The organism is Castellaniella sp., assembly GCF_034675845.1.
Taxonomy (GTDB): domain Bacteria; phylum Pseudomonadota; class Gammaproteobacteria; order Burkholderiales; family Burkholderiaceae_B; genus Castellaniella.
This window is the reverse complement of sequence record NZ_JAUCCU010000001.1, coordinates 2,035,763-2,049,431: the sequence shown is the minus strand read 5'-3', so window position 1 is coordinate 2,049,431 and position 13,669 is coordinate 2,035,763. Positions and strand designations below refer to the sequence as shown.

At 62.2% G+C, this 13,669-nt stretch carries 17 protein-coding genes; 12 read left to right on the top strand and 5 right to left on the bottom strand.

Translation table 11 applies throughout. The features are described 5' to 3' along the window. The first annotated feature begins 22 nt into the window (after positions 1 to 22). From hpf to VDP81_RS09910, 5 genes are all read left to right on the top strand, one after another. Positions 23 to 349 (top strand): ribosome hibernation-promoting factor, HPF/YfiA family, encoded by a 327-nt coding sequence (gene hpf, locus VDP81_RS09930; RefSeq protein ID WP_322996166.1) that lies wholly within the window; start codon positions 23 to 25, stop codon positions 347 to 349. Positions 350 to 450: 101 nt separating this feature from the next. Then, the gene (locus tag VDP81_RS09925; RefSeq protein ID WP_322996165.1) at positions 451 to 951 is read left to right on the top strand and encodes a PTS sugar transporter subunit IIA; all 501 of its coding nucleotides are present in this window, start codon (positions 451 to 453) and stop codon (positions 949 to 951) included. After that, the gene (gene hprK / locus VDP81_RS09920; protein ID WP_323012195.1) at positions 920 to 1,858 is read left to right on the top strand and encodes an HPr(Ser) kinase/phosphatase; all 939 of its coding nucleotides are present in this window, start codon (positions 920 to 922) and stop codon (positions 1,856 to 1,858) included. The genes VDP81_RS09925 and hprK overlap by 32 nt, the downstream gene beginning before the upstream one ends. Positions 1,859 to 1,865: 7 nt before the next feature. Further along, positions 1,866 to 2,741: an RNase adapter RapZ gene (rapZ, locus tag VDP81_RS09915; RefSeq protein ID WP_322996163.1), complete on the top strand. Its 876-nt coding sequence runs from the start codon at positions 1,866 to 1,868 to the stop codon at positions 2,739 to 2,741. Beyond that, on the top strand, positions 2,738 to 3,685 hold the full coding sequence (locus VDP81_RS09910) for a septal ring lytic transglycosylase RlpA family protein (protein ID WP_322996162.1): 948 nt from the start codon (positions 2,738 to 2,740) through the stop codon (positions 3,683 to 3,685). Before rapZ ends, VDP81_RS09910 begins: the two co-directional genes overlap by 4 nt. Here the strand turns inward: VDP81_RS09910 and rsmI are convergent. After that, positions 3,673 to 4,599 carry a 16S rRNA (cytidine(1402)-2'-O)-methyltransferase gene (gene rsmI, locus VDP81_RS09905; protein ID WP_323012194.1) on the bottom strand — a complete coding sequence of 309 codons (927 nt, stop codon included), beginning with the start codon at positions 4,597 to 4,599 and terminating at the stop codon, positions 3,673 to 3,675. The genes VDP81_RS09910 and rsmI overlap by 13 nt on opposite strands. Before the next feature lie 33 nt (positions 4,600 to 4,632). On the opposite strand from rsmI, the gene VDP81_RS09900 reads away from it, so the two are divergent. Genes VDP81_RS09900 through VDP81_RS09875 form a run of 6 tightly spaced genes read left to right on the top strand, consistent with a single transcriptional unit; the run spans position 4,633 to position 8,597 of the window. Beyond that, positions 4,633 to 5,133 carry a YraN family protein gene (locus VDP81_RS09900; RefSeq protein ID WP_323012193.1) on the top strand — a complete coding sequence of 167 codons (501 nt, stop codon included), beginning with the start codon at positions 4,633 to 4,635 and terminating at the stop codon, positions 5,131 to 5,133. A 21-nt stretch (positions 5,134 to 5,154) separates the two neighbouring features. Then, positions 5,155 to 5,748, top strand: coding sequence for a phosphoheptose isomerase (locus tag VDP81_RS09895; RefSeq protein WP_322996159.1), 594 nt, complete (start codon positions 5,155 to 5,157; stop codon positions 5,746 to 5,748). Continuing rightward, on the top strand, positions 5,748 to 6,455 hold the full coding sequence (locus VDP81_RS09890; RefSeq protein WP_322996158.1) for a BON domain-containing protein: 708 nt from the start codon (positions 5,748 to 5,750) through the stop codon (positions 6,453 to 6,455). The genes VDP81_RS09895 and VDP81_RS09890 overlap by 1 nt, the downstream gene beginning before the upstream one ends. After that, positions 6,452 to 6,949 (top strand): TlpA disulfide reductase family protein, encoded by a 498-nt coding sequence (locus tag VDP81_RS09885; protein WP_323012192.1) that lies wholly within the window; start codon positions 6,452 to 6,454, stop codon positions 6,947 to 6,949. The genes VDP81_RS09890 and VDP81_RS09885 overlap by 4 nt, the downstream gene beginning before the upstream one ends. After that, positions 6,946 to 7,848, top strand: a complete 903-nt coding sequence (argB, locus tag VDP81_RS09880) for an acetylglutamate kinase (RefSeq protein ID WP_322996156.1) — start codon at positions 6,946 to 6,948, stop codon at positions 7,846 to 7,848. The genes VDP81_RS09885 and argB overlap by 4 nt, the downstream gene beginning before the upstream one ends. Continuing rightward, a complete protein-coding gene (locus tag VDP81_RS09875; protein WP_323012191.1) occupies positions 7,848 to 8,597 on the top strand; it encodes a pyrimidine 5'-nucleotidase in 750 nt (249 codons plus the stop codon). The genes argB and VDP81_RS09875 overlap by 1 nt, the downstream gene beginning before the upstream one ends. Here VDP81_RS09875 and VDP81_RS09870 read toward each other — a convergent pair. The 4 genes from VDP81_RS09870 to gpmA all read right to left on the bottom strand — a co-directional run bounded on the left by VDP81_RS09870 (position 8,527) and on the right by gpmA (position 13,161). Next, a complete protein-coding gene (locus VDP81_RS09870; RefSeq protein WP_323012190.1) occupies positions 8,527 to 9,330 on the bottom strand; it encodes a HesA/MoeB/ThiF family protein in 804 nt (267 codons plus the stop codon). The two genes, VDP81_RS09875 and VDP81_RS09870, sit on opposite strands and share 71 nt — an antisense overlap. Before the next feature lie 2 nt (positions 9,331 to 9,332). Then, positions 9,333 to 10,847: a S41 family peptidase gene (locus VDP81_RS09865; RefSeq protein WP_323012189.1), complete on the bottom strand. Its 1,515-nt coding sequence runs from the start codon at positions 10,845 to 10,847 to the stop codon at positions 9,333 to 9,335. Positions 10,848 to 10,961: 114 nt separating this feature from the next. Next, on the bottom strand, positions 10,962 to 12,407 hold the full coding sequence (locus VDP81_RS09860; RefSeq protein ID WP_323012188.1) for a murein hydrolase activator EnvC family protein: 1,446 nt from the start codon (positions 12,405 to 12,407) through the stop codon (positions 10,962 to 10,964). Position 12,408: 1 nt separating this feature from the next. Continuing rightward, complete coding sequence (gpmA, locus tag VDP81_RS09855; protein ID WP_323012187.1) at positions 12,409 to 13,161, bottom strand: 2,3-diphosphoglycerate-dependent phosphoglycerate mutase; 753 nt, start codon at positions 13,159 to 13,161, stop codon at positions 12,409 to 12,411. An 89-nt stretch (positions 13,162 to 13,250) separates the two neighbouring features. Between gpmA and VDP81_RS09850 the strand changes: the two genes are divergently transcribed. Further along, on the top strand, positions 13,251 to 13,661 hold the full coding sequence (locus VDP81_RS09850; protein ID WP_322996150.1) for a rhodanese-like domain-containing protein: 411 nt from the start codon (positions 13,251 to 13,253) through the stop codon (positions 13,659 to 13,661). Positions 13,662 to 13,669: the final 8 nt, after the last annotated feature.

The window sequence follows — 13,669 nt, the reverse complement described above, 5'->3', positions numbered from 1 at the left end:
TTCCCTGCAAGGAGTCCGCACTATGAGCCTGACAATCACCGGTCGCCATCTGGAAATCACCCCCGCCATCCGCGAATATGTACACACCAAGACAGCTCGCGTCTTACGGCACTTCGATCAGGTCATCGATACCCAGGTCCTGCTCTCCATCCAGCCACTGAAACACACGGCCGAGATCACCATGCGTCTGCGTGGCAAGGACTTGCATTGCGAAGCCACGGATGAAAATCTGTATGCGGCCATCGATTTATTGGTCGACAAGGTCGACCGTCAGGTGATCAAATACAAATCCAAGGCTCAAACCTACGCCCACGAACCCGCCAAACGCATGGACATCCACGCTGAATAAGATGCGCGTTCACCTGACTATCCACTGATAGCCAGCATGTATCATGGCCTCGCAGCAATGCTTCGGGGCCATGTTGACGTCTGGCCCCCTATAATGTTGTGATGAACCTCAGCTCCCGCATTCTGCCACCTGACAACATTGCCCTGGACCTGGCAGCCACCAGCAAGAAACGCGCCTTTGAACACGCGGGCTTGCTGTTTGAAAACAACCAGGGCGTGGCACGCATGTCGGTGTTCCACAGTCTGTTGGCGCGCGAGCGCCTGGGCTCCACCGCCCTGGGCCATGATGTCGCTATACCGCATGGTCGCCTGAAAGACCTGCGCGAGCCCCACGCGGCCTTCATCCGGCTGGCCAACCCCATCCGCTTTGACGCCAACGACGGGCGCACGGCGCGACTGTTGTTTTTTCTGCTGATGCCCGAAGCCGCCACCCAGACTCATCTGGATCTGCTGGCCGGGATCGCCCGCCTGTTGTCTGACGCCCAGGTGCGCCATACTTTGGCGCATTCCACCGACCCCCAGGAAATCCACCAACTGATTCTCGGCGGCGGTGCTGCCCAGCCCACTGACCATGCTGACCATCCAAGAACTGATCCGCGATAACACCGAAAAAATCACCTTCACCTGGCTGGCCGGCCAAGAAGCCGCCGCCGAGCGTGCGATTCCGGATACCCGCGAGGCCGCCGCTGACCTGGTGGGCCACCTGAACCTGATTCACCCCAGCCGCATCCAAATTTTCGGCGCTGAGGAAATCGCCTATTACCAACGCCTGGACCCCAAGCTCCGCCGCCATCACCTGGAAGGCCTGGTCGCCGGAGGTGTGCCGGCCATCGTCCTGGCGGGCGACACCGAGGCCCCCGCCGACCTGCAGGCCTTTTGCCAAGAATTCTCAATTCCGCTTGTGGGCACCCCCACCGACGCTGCCCACCTGATCGACCTGCTGCGCATCTACCTGGGCAAGCGCATCGCACCAAAGACCACCGTGCATGGGGTATTCATGGATGTGCTGGGCCTGGGCGTGTTGATCACCGGAGAATCCGGCCTGGGGAAAAGCGAGCTCGCACTAGAATTGATTTCACGGGGCCACGGGCTGGTGGCGGACGATGCGGTCGAACTCTCTCGCACCGCCCCTAATTTCGTCGAAGGCCAATGCCCCGCCCTGCTGCAAAACCTACTGGAAGTTCGCGGCCTGGGCCTGTTGGATATCCGCACCATCTTCGGCGAAACCTCGGTACGCCGTAAAATGAAAATCAAACTCATCGTGCACCTGGTGCGCCTGACCCCTGATAATTTCGAGCGCCTGCCCATGCAGGACCAATACCAGGACATCCTGGGCATCCCCATCCGCCGCGTGATGCTGCAGGTCGCCGCAGGTCGCAACCTGGCCGTCCTGGTCGAGGCAGCCGTACGCAACACCATCCTCAGTCTGCGCGGCATCGACACCATGAACGACTTCATTGAACGCCAGGCATTGGCTATCATGGAAAGCACCCGCGATAAACGCCCTTAGGCCCATCATGCTCAACATCGTCCTCATCACCGGCATCTCCGGCTCAGGCAAATCCGTCGCCCTGCGCATGCTGGAAGACACGGGCTATACCTGCATCGACAACCTGCCCGCACGTTTTCTGCACGAATTCATCGCCAATACCCGCGAAAACGGCCTAGAGCGTGTGGCCGTCGCGATCGATGTGCGCACCCCCGGCGATCTGGACGAACTCCCCGGCATTTTGACCAGCCTGCGCGCCATGGGCACCGCGCTGCACGTGGTCTTTTTGGATGCAGACGACCACACCCTGATGCAGCGCTACTCAGAATCCCGGCGCCGCCACCCCCTGACCGACCGCCTTCAAGCCGAAGGCCACGATGCCTCGCTGCAGGACTGCATTGCCCGCGAACGCGAACTCCTGGCCCCCCTGCGGGACCAGGAACACGTGATTGACACCTCCGACCTGACACCCGGCCAGTTGCGCAGTTGGGTACGCGATCTGGTCCAGGCCACCCGCGCATCCATCATCCTGACCTTCGAGTCCTTTGCCTATAAGCGCGGCGTCCCCCACGATGCCGATCTGGTCTTCGACGTCCGCTGCCTGCCCAACCCCCACTATGACCCGCTGCTGCGCCCGCTGACGGGTCGCGATGCTCCGGTGGCTGCCTGGCTGGCACAGTTCGGCAGCGTCGAGGCCATGATCCAGGACATCAGCGGGTTCATCCGAAAATGGCTGCCCCTGTACATGCAGGACACCCGCAACTACCTCACCATCGCCATTGGCTGTACGGGCGGCCAACACAGGTCTGTCTATGTCACCGAACAACTCGCCAGCCGCTTTGCCGACCATGCCCCCCTGCTGGTGCGCCACCGCAACCCGCTGTTGCACAGGCCCGCCCCATGATGCCGCCAGCGGCCCCCCAGCAGGCAGCGCAGCCTCATTGGCGGCTGCTGGGCATCGCCCTATTGTGCGTGCTGCTGGCCGTGCTGGCGGGTTGTGCATCCCGTTCTGGTGGCTACTACAAGGATGACGGCCCAGGCAGCCGCATCCCCCCGGATATCGCCTCTATCCCGGATGCCGTGCCGCGCATCGAGCGCCATGCACCCGCAAACTTCCGGCCTTACGATATCTTCGGGGTTCGCTACACGCCGATTGCAGAAAACCAAGCCTACCGCCAGGAAGGCATTGCCTCCTGGTATGGACGAAAATTTCACGGTGCAAAAACAGCCAATGGCGAAACCTACGATATGTACGCCATGACCGCCGCCCACCCCACCCTGCCCATTCCCAGCTATGCGCGGGTCACCAGCAAGGTCAACGGGCGTTCGGTCACGGTGCGCATCAATGACCGCGGCCCATTCCACCCTGGCCGCATCATTGATCTATCCTATGTGGCCGCCGCAAAACTCGGCCTGATCGGCCCAGGCAGCGGCCGTGTCACCGTACAAGCCATTACCAACGCCAATATTCTGGCAGGCAACTACCCTGGCGCATCTGGCTCTGTCGCCGCCATCCCGGTATCCAGCCAGCCCGCCGCCCAGCCCATCGCAGCCCCCCCAGCCACCACCAGGCAGGCGGGCCTGATGGCGGCCAGCCCCATGATGGGCAACGGGATTTATCTGCAATTCGGGGCGTTTTCCTCGGCGGACAATGCCCAGGCACTGGCCCAACGGGTCAATACCCAGATGGACAGCACCCTGGGCCAGGCCATCGTCAGCCACCAGCCGCCGCTGTATAAGGTCTTGCTCGGGCCATTTGCTTCCAGGGACCATGCCCACCAAACCGCCGGCACACTGGCATCCAACGTAGGCTTTGACCCTGTCGTAGCCCTGATTCAGGGGCTTTGACGCAAGGCCCACTGATACAGGCGGTCACGCGGCACGCCAGTGGCTGCCGCCCCGATACGGGCAGCATCGCGCACCGATAACTCGGCCAATAATGCCTGCATGACGCGTAGCTGATCGGGCGACAGGTCATCGGAAATCTCGGCGGTCGCTGGGGCAGCATGCAAAATCAAGACGAACTCTCCTTGGGTGCGATGCGCGTCCTGAGCCAGCCACTCGGCGACCTGCCCCAGCGGCAAGGTATGGATTTCCTCAAAACGTTTGCTTAATTCGCGCGCCAAGGTCAGCACCCGATCTGGGCCAGCCAGATCCCGCAGATCCTCCAGCGCCGCCTGCAGGCGATGTGGTGTTTCAAACAACACCACGGGAATCGTCCAGCCCAGCCAGCGGGCCAGCCACTTACGCCGGGCCAGGGGTTTAGAGGGCATGAATCCGGCAAACGCAAAACCTGGGTCTTCGTCACGCGTGGCGCCACTGGCCATCAAGGCCGCCACGACCGCGCTAGGCCCAGGCAGCGGCACCACCCGGTAGCCTGCGGCCTGCACCTGACGCACGATGCGCGCCCCCGGGTCGCTGACTGCCGGGGCGCCGGCATCGGACACCAGGGCAATGCGTTCACCGCCGGACAGGCGCTGAATGATGAGCTCCGCAGCCTGTTGTTCGTTATGGCGATGCGCCGCCATCAGCGGCGTGGAAATCCCCCAGGCATCCAGCAACTGGCGGGTGGTGCGGGTATCCTCGGCCGCAATGGCGTCGCAGCGGCGCAGGGCCTCCCAGGCCCGCAGGCTGAGATCCCCCAGATTGCCGATCGGCGTGGCCACGACATACAAGCTGGCCTCGGGCCAATGCTGGCCAGCCACCTGTTCGGCGTGACGTTTCCATGTCAACGCCGTTTCGTCCAGCGAGGCTTGCGTCATACTGAAATCCTCAAAGTTGAAATTGCCCCACCCATGCCGATGGATTTCCTGACCGACGCCCATGGCCGTGCCCAGCTTGCCCAGCAACTGGCCCGCAAACGCAGAATCCGGGCCATCCAGGCCGCTGCCCGGCGGCAGCCCCTGCAGGCCTGGCGCCAGCCACTGACCCCAGGATCGCCCAGCCAGCGCCAAGGTCACGCGGCCGAATCCCGCGCCTGCAACTATTTGATACAACAGGGGGCGCGCATCCTGGTCCGCAATCTGCACTGTAAGGCAGGTGAAATCGACGTGCTGGCCTATCTGGATGGCACGTTGATCTTCATCGAGGTGCGTCAACGCAAGCATGGCCGCTATGGCGGAGCCGCCGCCAGTGTAAACCGGACCAAGCAGGCCCGCCTGATCCGGGCCGCCAGGTATTTTCTGCCCACTATCTGTCGCCATTATTTTGCCGGGCATGAACCCCCCTGCCGCTTTGACGTCATCAGTGTACAAATGGATAAAATCGACTGGATCGCTGATGCCTTTCGCCTATGAAAGTCATGCGATAATCATCTTATGGACATGACCTCTAGAATGACATCGCATTTCGACGATGCCATCGACACATTCAAATCCAGCGCCCGCGAACTCGCCCCCGCACTTGCCACAGGGGCTGATCTGCTGTTTGGCGCCTTGACCAACAACGCCCGCATCCTGGCCTGCGGCAATGGCGGATCGGCGGCTGATGCCCAGCACTTCGTGGCAGAACTTGTTGGCCGCTTCGAGCGCGACCGCCTGCCCCTGGCCGGCATTGCCCTGAATACCGACACCTCCATCATGACGGCAGTCGGCAACGACTACAGCTTTGCCTCCATCTTCGAGCGCCAGGTCAACGCCCTGGGGCAGCCTGGCGATGTGCTGGTGGCGATTTCCACCAGCGGCAACTCGCCCAACATCATCAAGGCCATTGAAGCCGCCCACGAACGCGAAATGCAGGTCATTGCCCTCTCGGGCAAGGGCGGCGGCCAGATCAACAGCCTGCTCTACGAAACCGACATTCATCTGTGCGTGCCACACGACCGCACCATGCGCATCCAGGAAGTCCATATTCTGCTGCTGCATGCCCTGTGCGACGGCATTGACGCCCTGTTGCTCGGAGACCCGCTCTGATGCCTGCTTGCCTGCCCCGCCACCTGTCTCGCGCCTTGCTGGTCCTGACCTGCCTGTCTGCTCTGTCGGGCTGCGGCCTGCTGGTGGTGGGTGGCGCCGCCGCGACCACGGCAGCCGTGGCAACTGACCGCCGCACGGCGGGCGAACAGGTCGACGACCAGACCATCGAACTACGGGCCGCCAACGACATGACCAAGGCTTTCGGTGACACCGCCCGGATTACCGGGATGTCCTACGCCGGCAGGCTGCTGCTGGTGGGCGACGTACCCACCGAGGCCGACCGCCAAAAAGCCGCAGACATCGCCCGCGTCATCCCCCAGGTCACCAGCGTGGATAACTATCTCCGGGTGGGCGATCTCACCGCACTCAGCGTCCGCTCCAACGACACCTGGATCACCTCGAAGGTCAAAACCCAGATGGTGGCGACCAAGGGGGTTCCTTTTCGCACCATCAAGATCACCACCGAGCGCGGCGTGGTCTATCTGATGGGCAAGGTCACGGCCACCGAAGGCGACATCGCCGCCAAGACCGCTGCAGGTGTCAGCGGGGTCAACCAGGTCATCAAATTATTCCAGATCGTCTCCCGGGAAAGCCTCATCACGGATGATGGAAAACCGGCTCCGGTTGTCGATCCTGCTTCTCCCAGCGCCACCACGTCACCGCCGGTTGGCGATAGCGCGGGCGCACAAACCATGCCTGTGCAATGAAAAAAATCTTTCTCGGCCTGGCTGCAGTCGTCGCGATTGGCGGGGCTGCCGCCCTCTGGCAATCTCAGGGTGCCGCCCAGGCCGCACCCAATGTGGCTTTTACTGACCTCCAGGGCAATACTGTCACCACCCAGGACCTGCGCGGCAAGGTCGTGCTGGTCAAATTCTGGGCCACCAGTTGCACCACCTGCATCGCCCAGATGCCCGACACCATCCGCCACTACCAAGAACTGAAATCCCAAGGTTTCGACACCATCGGCGTGGCCATGGAATACGACCCGCCCAGCTACGTCAGAAACTACACTGAAACCCGGAAATTGCCGTTTCCCGTGGTGCTCGACTCTCAGGGCGCCATCGCCAAGGCCTTTGGCGATATCCGCCTGACCCCCACCGCGATTCTCATCGACAAACGCGGCAACATCATCAAGCGCTACCTGGGCAATTATGACGAACAGGCCTTCATGGCCACCGTAGAAAAGGCACTGGCCTCATGACCTCTCCTGCAGATACTTCCCCAGCCCTTTCAGCCGCCATCCAGGCTGAAGTCCTGTCCGAGGCCCTGCCCTATATCCGCCGTTTCCACGGCAAGACCGTCGTCATCAAATACGGCGGCAACGCCATGACCGACGAGCACCTGCAGCGTACCTTCGCCCACGACGTAGTGTTGCTGAAGCTCGTCGGGCTCAACCCCATTGTCGTCCACGGGGGCGGCCCACAGATCAATAGCGCCCTGAAACGCATCGGCAAGGAAGGCACCTTCATCCAGGGCATGCGCGTCACCGACGCCGAAACCATGGAAGTCGTCGAATGGGTCCTGGGGGGCCAGGTCCAGCAGGATATCGTCATGATGGTCAACGAGGCCGGCGGCAAGGCCGTGGGCCTGACCGGCAAGGACGGCTGCATGATCCAGGCCCGCAAAAAACTCATGCCCGACCCCGATCACCCAGGCGAAACCCTGGACATTGGCTTTGTGGGCGACATCGAACGCATCGAACCCGCCGTGGTCAAGGCCCTGCAGGATGACCAGTTCATCCCCATTATTTCATCCATCGGCTACGGCGAAGACGGCCAGGCCTACAACATCAATGCCGATGTCGTGGCGGGCAAGATGGCCGAGGTCCTGGGGGCTGAAAAACTCGTCATGCTGACCAATACCCCGGGTGTGCTGGACAAATCCGGCAAGCTCCTGCGCAGCCTGTCCGCCCAGACCATCGACACCCTGTTCCAGGACGGCACGCTGTCGGGCGGCATGCTGCCCAAGATCTCCTCGGCACTGGACGCGGCCCGCTACGGCGTCAATTCCGTCCACATCATCGATGGGCGTGTGCCGCACTGCCTGCTGCTGGAAATCCTGACCGACCGCGGGGTCGGCACCATGATCAGTTCGCACTGATGACGCCGCTGCGCCCCCTGAGCCCACTGCGCCGGGGGCGGCCCATCGCCGCAGACGATCCCGTCTGGCTGTTCGACCTGGACAATACCCTGCACGACGCCTCGCGCGGGATTTTTGCCCAGATCGATCAGCGCATGGGCACTGCCGTGGCCCAGGCCCTGGGGGTGCCGCATGATCAAGCCGATCAGTTACGCCGCCGCTACTGGCAGCGCTATGGGGCTACCGCCATTGGCCTGGCCCGCCACCACGGGGTGAATCTGCAGCAATTCCTGGCGACCTGCCATGATTTTGATGTGCGCCCGCTGGTCCATGCCGAAACCGGCCTGAAAGCCCGTCTACGAGCCCTGCCGGGCACCCGCATCATCCTGACCAATGCCCCGGGACATTATGCCCGTCGGGTGCTGGATGCATTGGGCATCGCACAGGAATTCGACGGCTTGTGGGCCATCGACCACATGATGCCCATGGGGCTGCCCCGCCCCAAGCCTTCCCTGGCGCTGATGCGACAGATCATCGCCAGGCTGGACGTCCCGCCCCAGCGCATCATCCTGGTGGAAGACACCCTGAAAAACCTGAAATCCGCCCGCCAGGCGGGCATGCGTACCGCCTATCTATACCACCCGGGCTCGCCATTTGCGCGCCAGCAGCACGGGCGCAACCTATATGTGGATGTACGGGTCAATCGCCTGAGCACGCTGCTGCTGCAGGCCCACGCCGGGCGCATACCGGACAGGCCGGGTCGCGCCTGAAACGAATGGTGTGCCATTGCATGCGCAAGGCATCCACCGACAGCAACCGCCCCACCAGGGGCTCGCCCATGCCGACGATCAGCTTGATGGCCTCGGCGGCCTGCACGCTGCCCACCATGCCCAGCAGCGGCCCCAACACCCCGGTCGTGGCACAGCGCAGCTCCTCGACATCATCGGCCTCTGGGAACAAGCAGCAATAGCAGGGTGAGTCGTCGCGGCGCAAGTCATACACACTGACCTGGCCGGAAAATTTGATTGCCGCCCCGGACACCAGCGGCGTACCAGTGGCCACACAGGCCCGATTGATGGCATGGCGGGTGGCAAAATTATCACAACAATCCAGCACCAGATCGACGCCGGCCGCCAATTCACGCAACCGCACATCATCCAGACGCTCGACCAGGGCCTGCACCTGGATGTCGGGATTCAGCGCCAGTAAGGCCTGGCGGCCGGATTCGGCCTTGGCCCGGCCCAGGCCGACAGTGGTGTGCAGGATCTGGCGTTGCAGGTTGCTGAGTTCGACCACGTCGTCATCCACCAGCAACAGCTGGCCCACCCCGGCAGCCGCCAGATACAGGGCAGCCGGTGAACCCAGCCCCCCGGCACCGACGATCAGTACCCGCGCCGCCAGCAGGCGCTCTTGGCCTTCGACGCCCAGTTCGTCCAGCAAAATATGCCGGGCGTAGCGCATCAATCGCGCATCGTCGTCCAGGGCTGTCGATTGAGCAGACATGATTACTGGACTTTGATCAGACCGTCTGGCGTGACCCGGTAGCGATCGACAGGCCCCTGGGCACCGCCGTCATTCAGGGTTTTTTTTTCAGCCAAGGGGGCAGGGCTGGCCTGAGCGGCATCCGCCACACCTGCGGCGGCACGGGCCTGTCGCACCAGCACAGGGTCGGATTTCAGCACCGGACGGCCTTGCAGGGCATTAATGGCCTGCTGCAGTTGCCAATCATCTTCACCACCGAATTTGAACATCTTGATTTCGCCTGGGACAAAGTCGTCAGCAACCGCGTCCGCATCAACGGCAGGGTCTGCGTCTTCGGCCTGGTCGCCCAGGTGGTGCCGCAAATCGACCTCGCGCTGCATATGAAAGAGATTGCCTGCGGCGCTGTCATCCACCTGATGGTCGGGCATCACGCCGGTATTCTGGATGGAGCGGCCGCTAGGCGTGTAATACCGCGCCGTGGTGAGCTTGATCCCGGTGTCCTCGCTGAGTTGCAACAGGGACTGCACCGAGCCCTTGCCGAAGGTGCGATTGCCGAGGATCTGGGCGCGCTTGTAGTCCTGCAGGGCGCCGGCCACGATTTCGGAAGCGGACGCCGAGCCGATATTGACCAGCACCACCATGGGCACGCTGCGCGTCCAGGTCGGCAAAGCGACATTGATATCGACCCCATGATCGCGATTTGGAGCGCGTGCGTAGAATTCTTCGTTGGAGGACGGAATACGGCCCTTGGTGGACACCACCAGCTTACCGGGATCAATGAAGACCGACGTCACGCCGATGGCCGCATTCAACAGGCCGCCCGGGTCATTGCGCAGGTCCAGAATCAGCCCCTTGGGGGCTTGTTTTTTAGAGAAATCGGCCAAAAGCTTGATCAGATCGGCGGTTGTGCGTTCCTGGAACTGACTGATGCGGACATAGGCAATGCCATTGGCCAGCATTTCACCCCGCACGCTCTGGGTCTTGATGATCTCGCGCACAATATGAAACTTCAGGGGCTTGGGGCTGCCAACACGCTGCACGGTCAGATCAATCGACGTGCCGGGTTCGCCGCGCATTTTCTTGACCGCTTCGTTCAGGGACAGGTCTTTGGTGGGCTGGCCGTCAATCTGCGTGATCAGGTCGCCCGTCAGGATACCGGCCCGGGCAGCGGGCGTGTCCTCGATGGGGGCAATGACCTTGGGCATATTATCCTGGGTGCCGATCTCGATGCCCAGGCCGCCAAAACCGCCCCGCGTGATGTCCTGCATCTGCTTATAGCCGTCCTCGTCCAGATACAGGGAATGCGGGTCCAGATCGGCAAACAGGCCTCGGATGGCGTCATTGATCAGTTGCTGGTCGGCGACGGGCTCGACATAGCTGGCTTTAATCGCGCCATAGACATTGGCAAACTGCTGCAGGCCTTTCAAGGGCAGGGGCTCGGCCTTTTGGGCCGCTGCCGTGATTCCCAGGCTGACCATGATCCCAGCCAGAAACCCCACCAGAATCCAGCCAAATGATTTTTTGTTTCGGATGCCCATGCATATCCCTAAGCGTGTCACTAAGCGTGCGTCCATGCGCCAAAAATACCTGTCTTGCGGTCAAAACCCCAGCAGGAAAACATAGCGCACCAAACTCAGCATAGTACAGAAACCTTAAGGCTTCAGCCATAGCTGGGGATTGATTGGCGCCCCCTGATGACGCAATTCAAAATACAGACCAGGATCGACCTGACCTCCGGTGGCCCCCACCTGCGCCACCACATCGCCCTGGCGCACGATATCGCCGACTTGCTTGAGCAGCACCTGGTTATAGCCATATACACTGAGATATTGCTGACCGTGATCGACGATCAGCAAATTGCCAAAACCGGCCAGCCAACTGGCATACACCACCCGGCCTGGGGCCACGGTGCGCACGGGCGCGCCGGCAGCGGCACGCAGCACGACACCACGCCACAGGCCACCATCAGGCCGCTGGGCGCCAAACCGCCCTTGAGTCTCGCCGGCCACCGGTCTGGGCAGGTTTTTCTTCAGCCCGGCAAAGCCCTGTTCCGGAATCTCTGCCTCGGACGCTGACTGGGCTGCAGCCGCCTGCGCAGCCTTAGCCTCTTGAACTTCCTTGGCTTCTTGAGCTTCCTTGGCTTCCTTGGCTTCTTTATTAGCCTCCCGGGCCTGAGCCTGGGCGCGATCCTGACGCGCCTGATCGTTGGCCTGGCTGGCTGCCGCTTGCTCTGCCGCTGCCCGATCAGCCGCTTCCTTGGCCGCCTGCTCGCGGCGGGCCTTTTCAATCTGAGCACGACGGGCCTGCTCGGCCCGTTCTTTGGCAAGACGCTCGGCTTCGGCCTTCAAGGCCGCCTGACGGCGAATTTCAGCCTGGGCGATTTCTTTTTCCAGGGATTCGATCAGCCCCCCCAAACGCGCATCCCGCGCCTGAAGGTCTGTGGCCTGGCGTTGGTCGTCCTTCAGGCGGGCCTGCACCTGGGCCAGAACCTGGCGATGCTGCGCCTGCTGGCCTTGCAAGGATTGCTTTTCTGCCTGAGTCTCGGCTTGCAGCGTTTCGAGTTCGGCCTGGCTGGCATCCGTCTGCTGCTGCAGATCAGCCAAACGAACCACCGTGCCTTGCAGGGTCTGCAAAATATCGGCGCGTGCCCGCGACACATACGCCAGATACGTCAGTTCACGCCCGATGTCCTGGGGGTCCCGACCCGACAGCAGGGCAGTCCAGGGCGACAGGCCGCTGGCGTACTGGGCACGCAGTTGGTCGGCCAGCGCCTGGCGCTGGCGCTCGAACTCGGCACCCTGCTGCTGGCGGGCGGCCTGCAGCCGCTGCAAGGACGCATCCAGCGCCTGATGGCGCTGCTCCAGGTCATGCAAACGCCGACTGATATCGGAAATCGCCTGCTCGGAGTCCTTCAGGGCCGCGCTGGCATCCTGGCGAGCCGACTCCGAGGATTCGATGCGCTTTCGCAGCACGTCGATCTGCTCGCGCAAAGCGGCACGATCCTGCTGTGCCTGAGACTGGCGGGTCTGCAGGGAAGACTGTGCCTGGACGCAGAACACGGCCAGCCCCAGCGCCAGCCCCAAGCCGAAACGACGCATATCAGGCCTGAGCTGCCTTGCCCTGGTTGGCCACGGCCTGCATGGCGGCACGGATCTGGTCCTGGTCGCCCAGATAATAGTGACGCAAGGGCCGCAGATCGTCGTCCAGTTCGTAGACCAGCGGCTGACCGGTGGGAATATTCAAGCCAATGATATCGGCATTGGAAATACCGTCCAGGTGCTTGATCAGCGCCCGCAGACTGTTGCCGTGGGCCGACACCAGGACTTGTTGGCCGGCGCGGATGGCCGGGGCAATGGCCTCGTCCCAGAACGGCACGACCCGGTCGACCGTATCACGCAGGCACTCGGTGGCCGGCAGCCGGTCGGCCGGCACCTGGCGATAGCGGACATCGAACTGCGGATGACGCGGATCGTCGAGGGCCAGGGGGTCTGGGGCGATATCATAGGCCCGGCGCCACTGCAGCACCTGAGCCTCGCCATACTGGGCGGCGGTCTCGGCTTTATTCAAACCTTGCAAAGCACCGTAGTGGCGCTCGTTCAGATGCCAGTCCAGACGAATCGGGGTGTGGATGGCGTCCATCGCATCCAGCGCCAGCCATAATGTACGGATGGCGCGCTTCAGTACCGAAGAAAACGCCAGATCAAAGACGTAGCCCTGCTGGCGCAGCAGCTCGCCGGCTTGACGCGCCTGTGCCCTGCCGGTGTCGGTCAGATCCACATCGGTCCAGCCGGTGAAGCGGTTTTCCAGGTTCCATTGGCTCTCGCCATGGCGCATAAGGACCAGTTTGTGCATGATATAAACGCCTGCAAAGTTGAAAACTGTGGACCATTTTATAATCCTCCAGCATACAATTCTTTCTGACCCCCGTTACAGGAACCACTGTGGACTTTTTACTTAGCGAGAACAACCTCTGGATCCTGCTGATCGCCCTGGCATCCGGCGCCATGCTGCTGTGGCCCAACCTAGGGCGTGGACGCTCGGTGCCGCGTCTGGCCGTGGCGGATGCTGTGCAGCAGATCAACAACGACCAAGGCCTCTTTGTCGACATCCGCCCTGCGGATCAATTCAAGACCGGCCACATCCCCCAGGCACGTAATATTTCCCTGGATACGCTTGAGTCCCACCTGGGCACCCTGCCCCAGGACAAGCCCATCGTCCTGGTCGACGCCCGTGGCCGCGAGAGCGCCCGCGCCGTCGCCCAGTTGCGCAAGCACGGCTTTAAACAGGTATCCTGCCTGGATGGTGGCCTAGCTGCATGGGCCGAAGGCGGCATGCCGCTCAAAAAATCCTGACCTTATTT

Excerpts from the sequence above, each read along its gene's own strand:
- hpf (WP_322996166.1), top strand. The coding sequence starts at position 23 with ATGAGCCTGACAATCACCGGTCGCCATCTGGAAATCACCCCCGCCATC.
- VDP81_RS09925 (WP_322996165.1), top strand. The coding sequence starts at position 451 with ATGAACCTCAGCTCCCGCATTCTGCCACCTGACAACATTGCCCTGGAC.
- hprK (WP_323012195.1), top strand. The coding sequence starts at position 920 with ATGCTGACCATCCAAGAACTGATCCGCGATAACACCGAAAAAATCACC.
- rapZ (WP_322996163.1), top strand. The coding sequence starts at position 1,866 with ATGCTCAACATCGTCCTCATCACCGGCATCTCCGGCTCAGGCAAATCC.
- VDP81_RS09910 (WP_322996162.1), top strand. The coding sequence starts at position 2,738 with ATGATGCCGCCAGCGGCCCCCCAGCAGGCAGCGCAGCCTCATTGGCGG.
- rsmI (WP_323012194.1), bottom strand. The coding sequence starts at position 4,599 with ATGACGCAAGCCTCGCTGGACGAAACGGCGTTGACATGGAAACGTCAC.
- VDP81_RS09900 (WP_323012193.1), top strand. The coding sequence starts at position 4,633 with ATGCCGATGGATTTCCTGACCGACGCCCATGGCCGTGCCCAGCTTGCC.
- VDP81_RS09895 (WP_322996159.1), top strand. The coding sequence starts at position 5,155 with ATGGACATGACCTCTAGAATGACATCGCATTTCGACGATGCCATCGAC.
- VDP81_RS09890 (WP_322996158.1), top strand. The coding sequence starts at position 5,748 with ATGCCTGCTTGCCTGCCCCGCCACCTGTCTCGCGCCTTGCTGGTCCTG.
- VDP81_RS09885 (WP_323012192.1), top strand. The coding sequence starts at position 6,452 with ATGAAAAAAATCTTTCTCGGCCTGGCTGCAGTCGTCGCGATTGGCGGG.
- argB (WP_322996156.1), top strand. The coding sequence starts at position 6,946 with ATGACCTCTCCTGCAGATACTTCCCCAGCCCTTTCAGCCGCCATCCAG.
- VDP81_RS09875 (WP_323012191.1), top strand. The coding sequence starts at position 7,848 with ATGACGCCGCTGCGCCCCCTGAGCCCACTGCGCCGGGGGCGGCCCATC.
- VDP81_RS09870 (WP_323012190.1), bottom strand. The coding sequence starts at position 9,330 with ATGTCTGCTCAATCGACAGCCCTGGACGACGATGCGCGATTGATGCGC.
- VDP81_RS09865 (WP_323012189.1), bottom strand. The coding sequence starts at position 10,847 with ATGGGCATCCGAAACAAAAAATCATTTGGCTGGATTCTGGTGGGGTTT.
- VDP81_RS09860 (WP_323012188.1), bottom strand. The coding sequence starts at position 12,407 with ATGCGTCGTTTCGGCTTGGGGCTGGCGCTGGGGCTGGCCGTGTTCTGC.
- gpmA (WP_323012187.1), bottom strand. The coding sequence starts at position 13,161 with ATGCACAAACTGGTCCTTATGCGCCATGGCGAGAGCCAATGGAACCTG.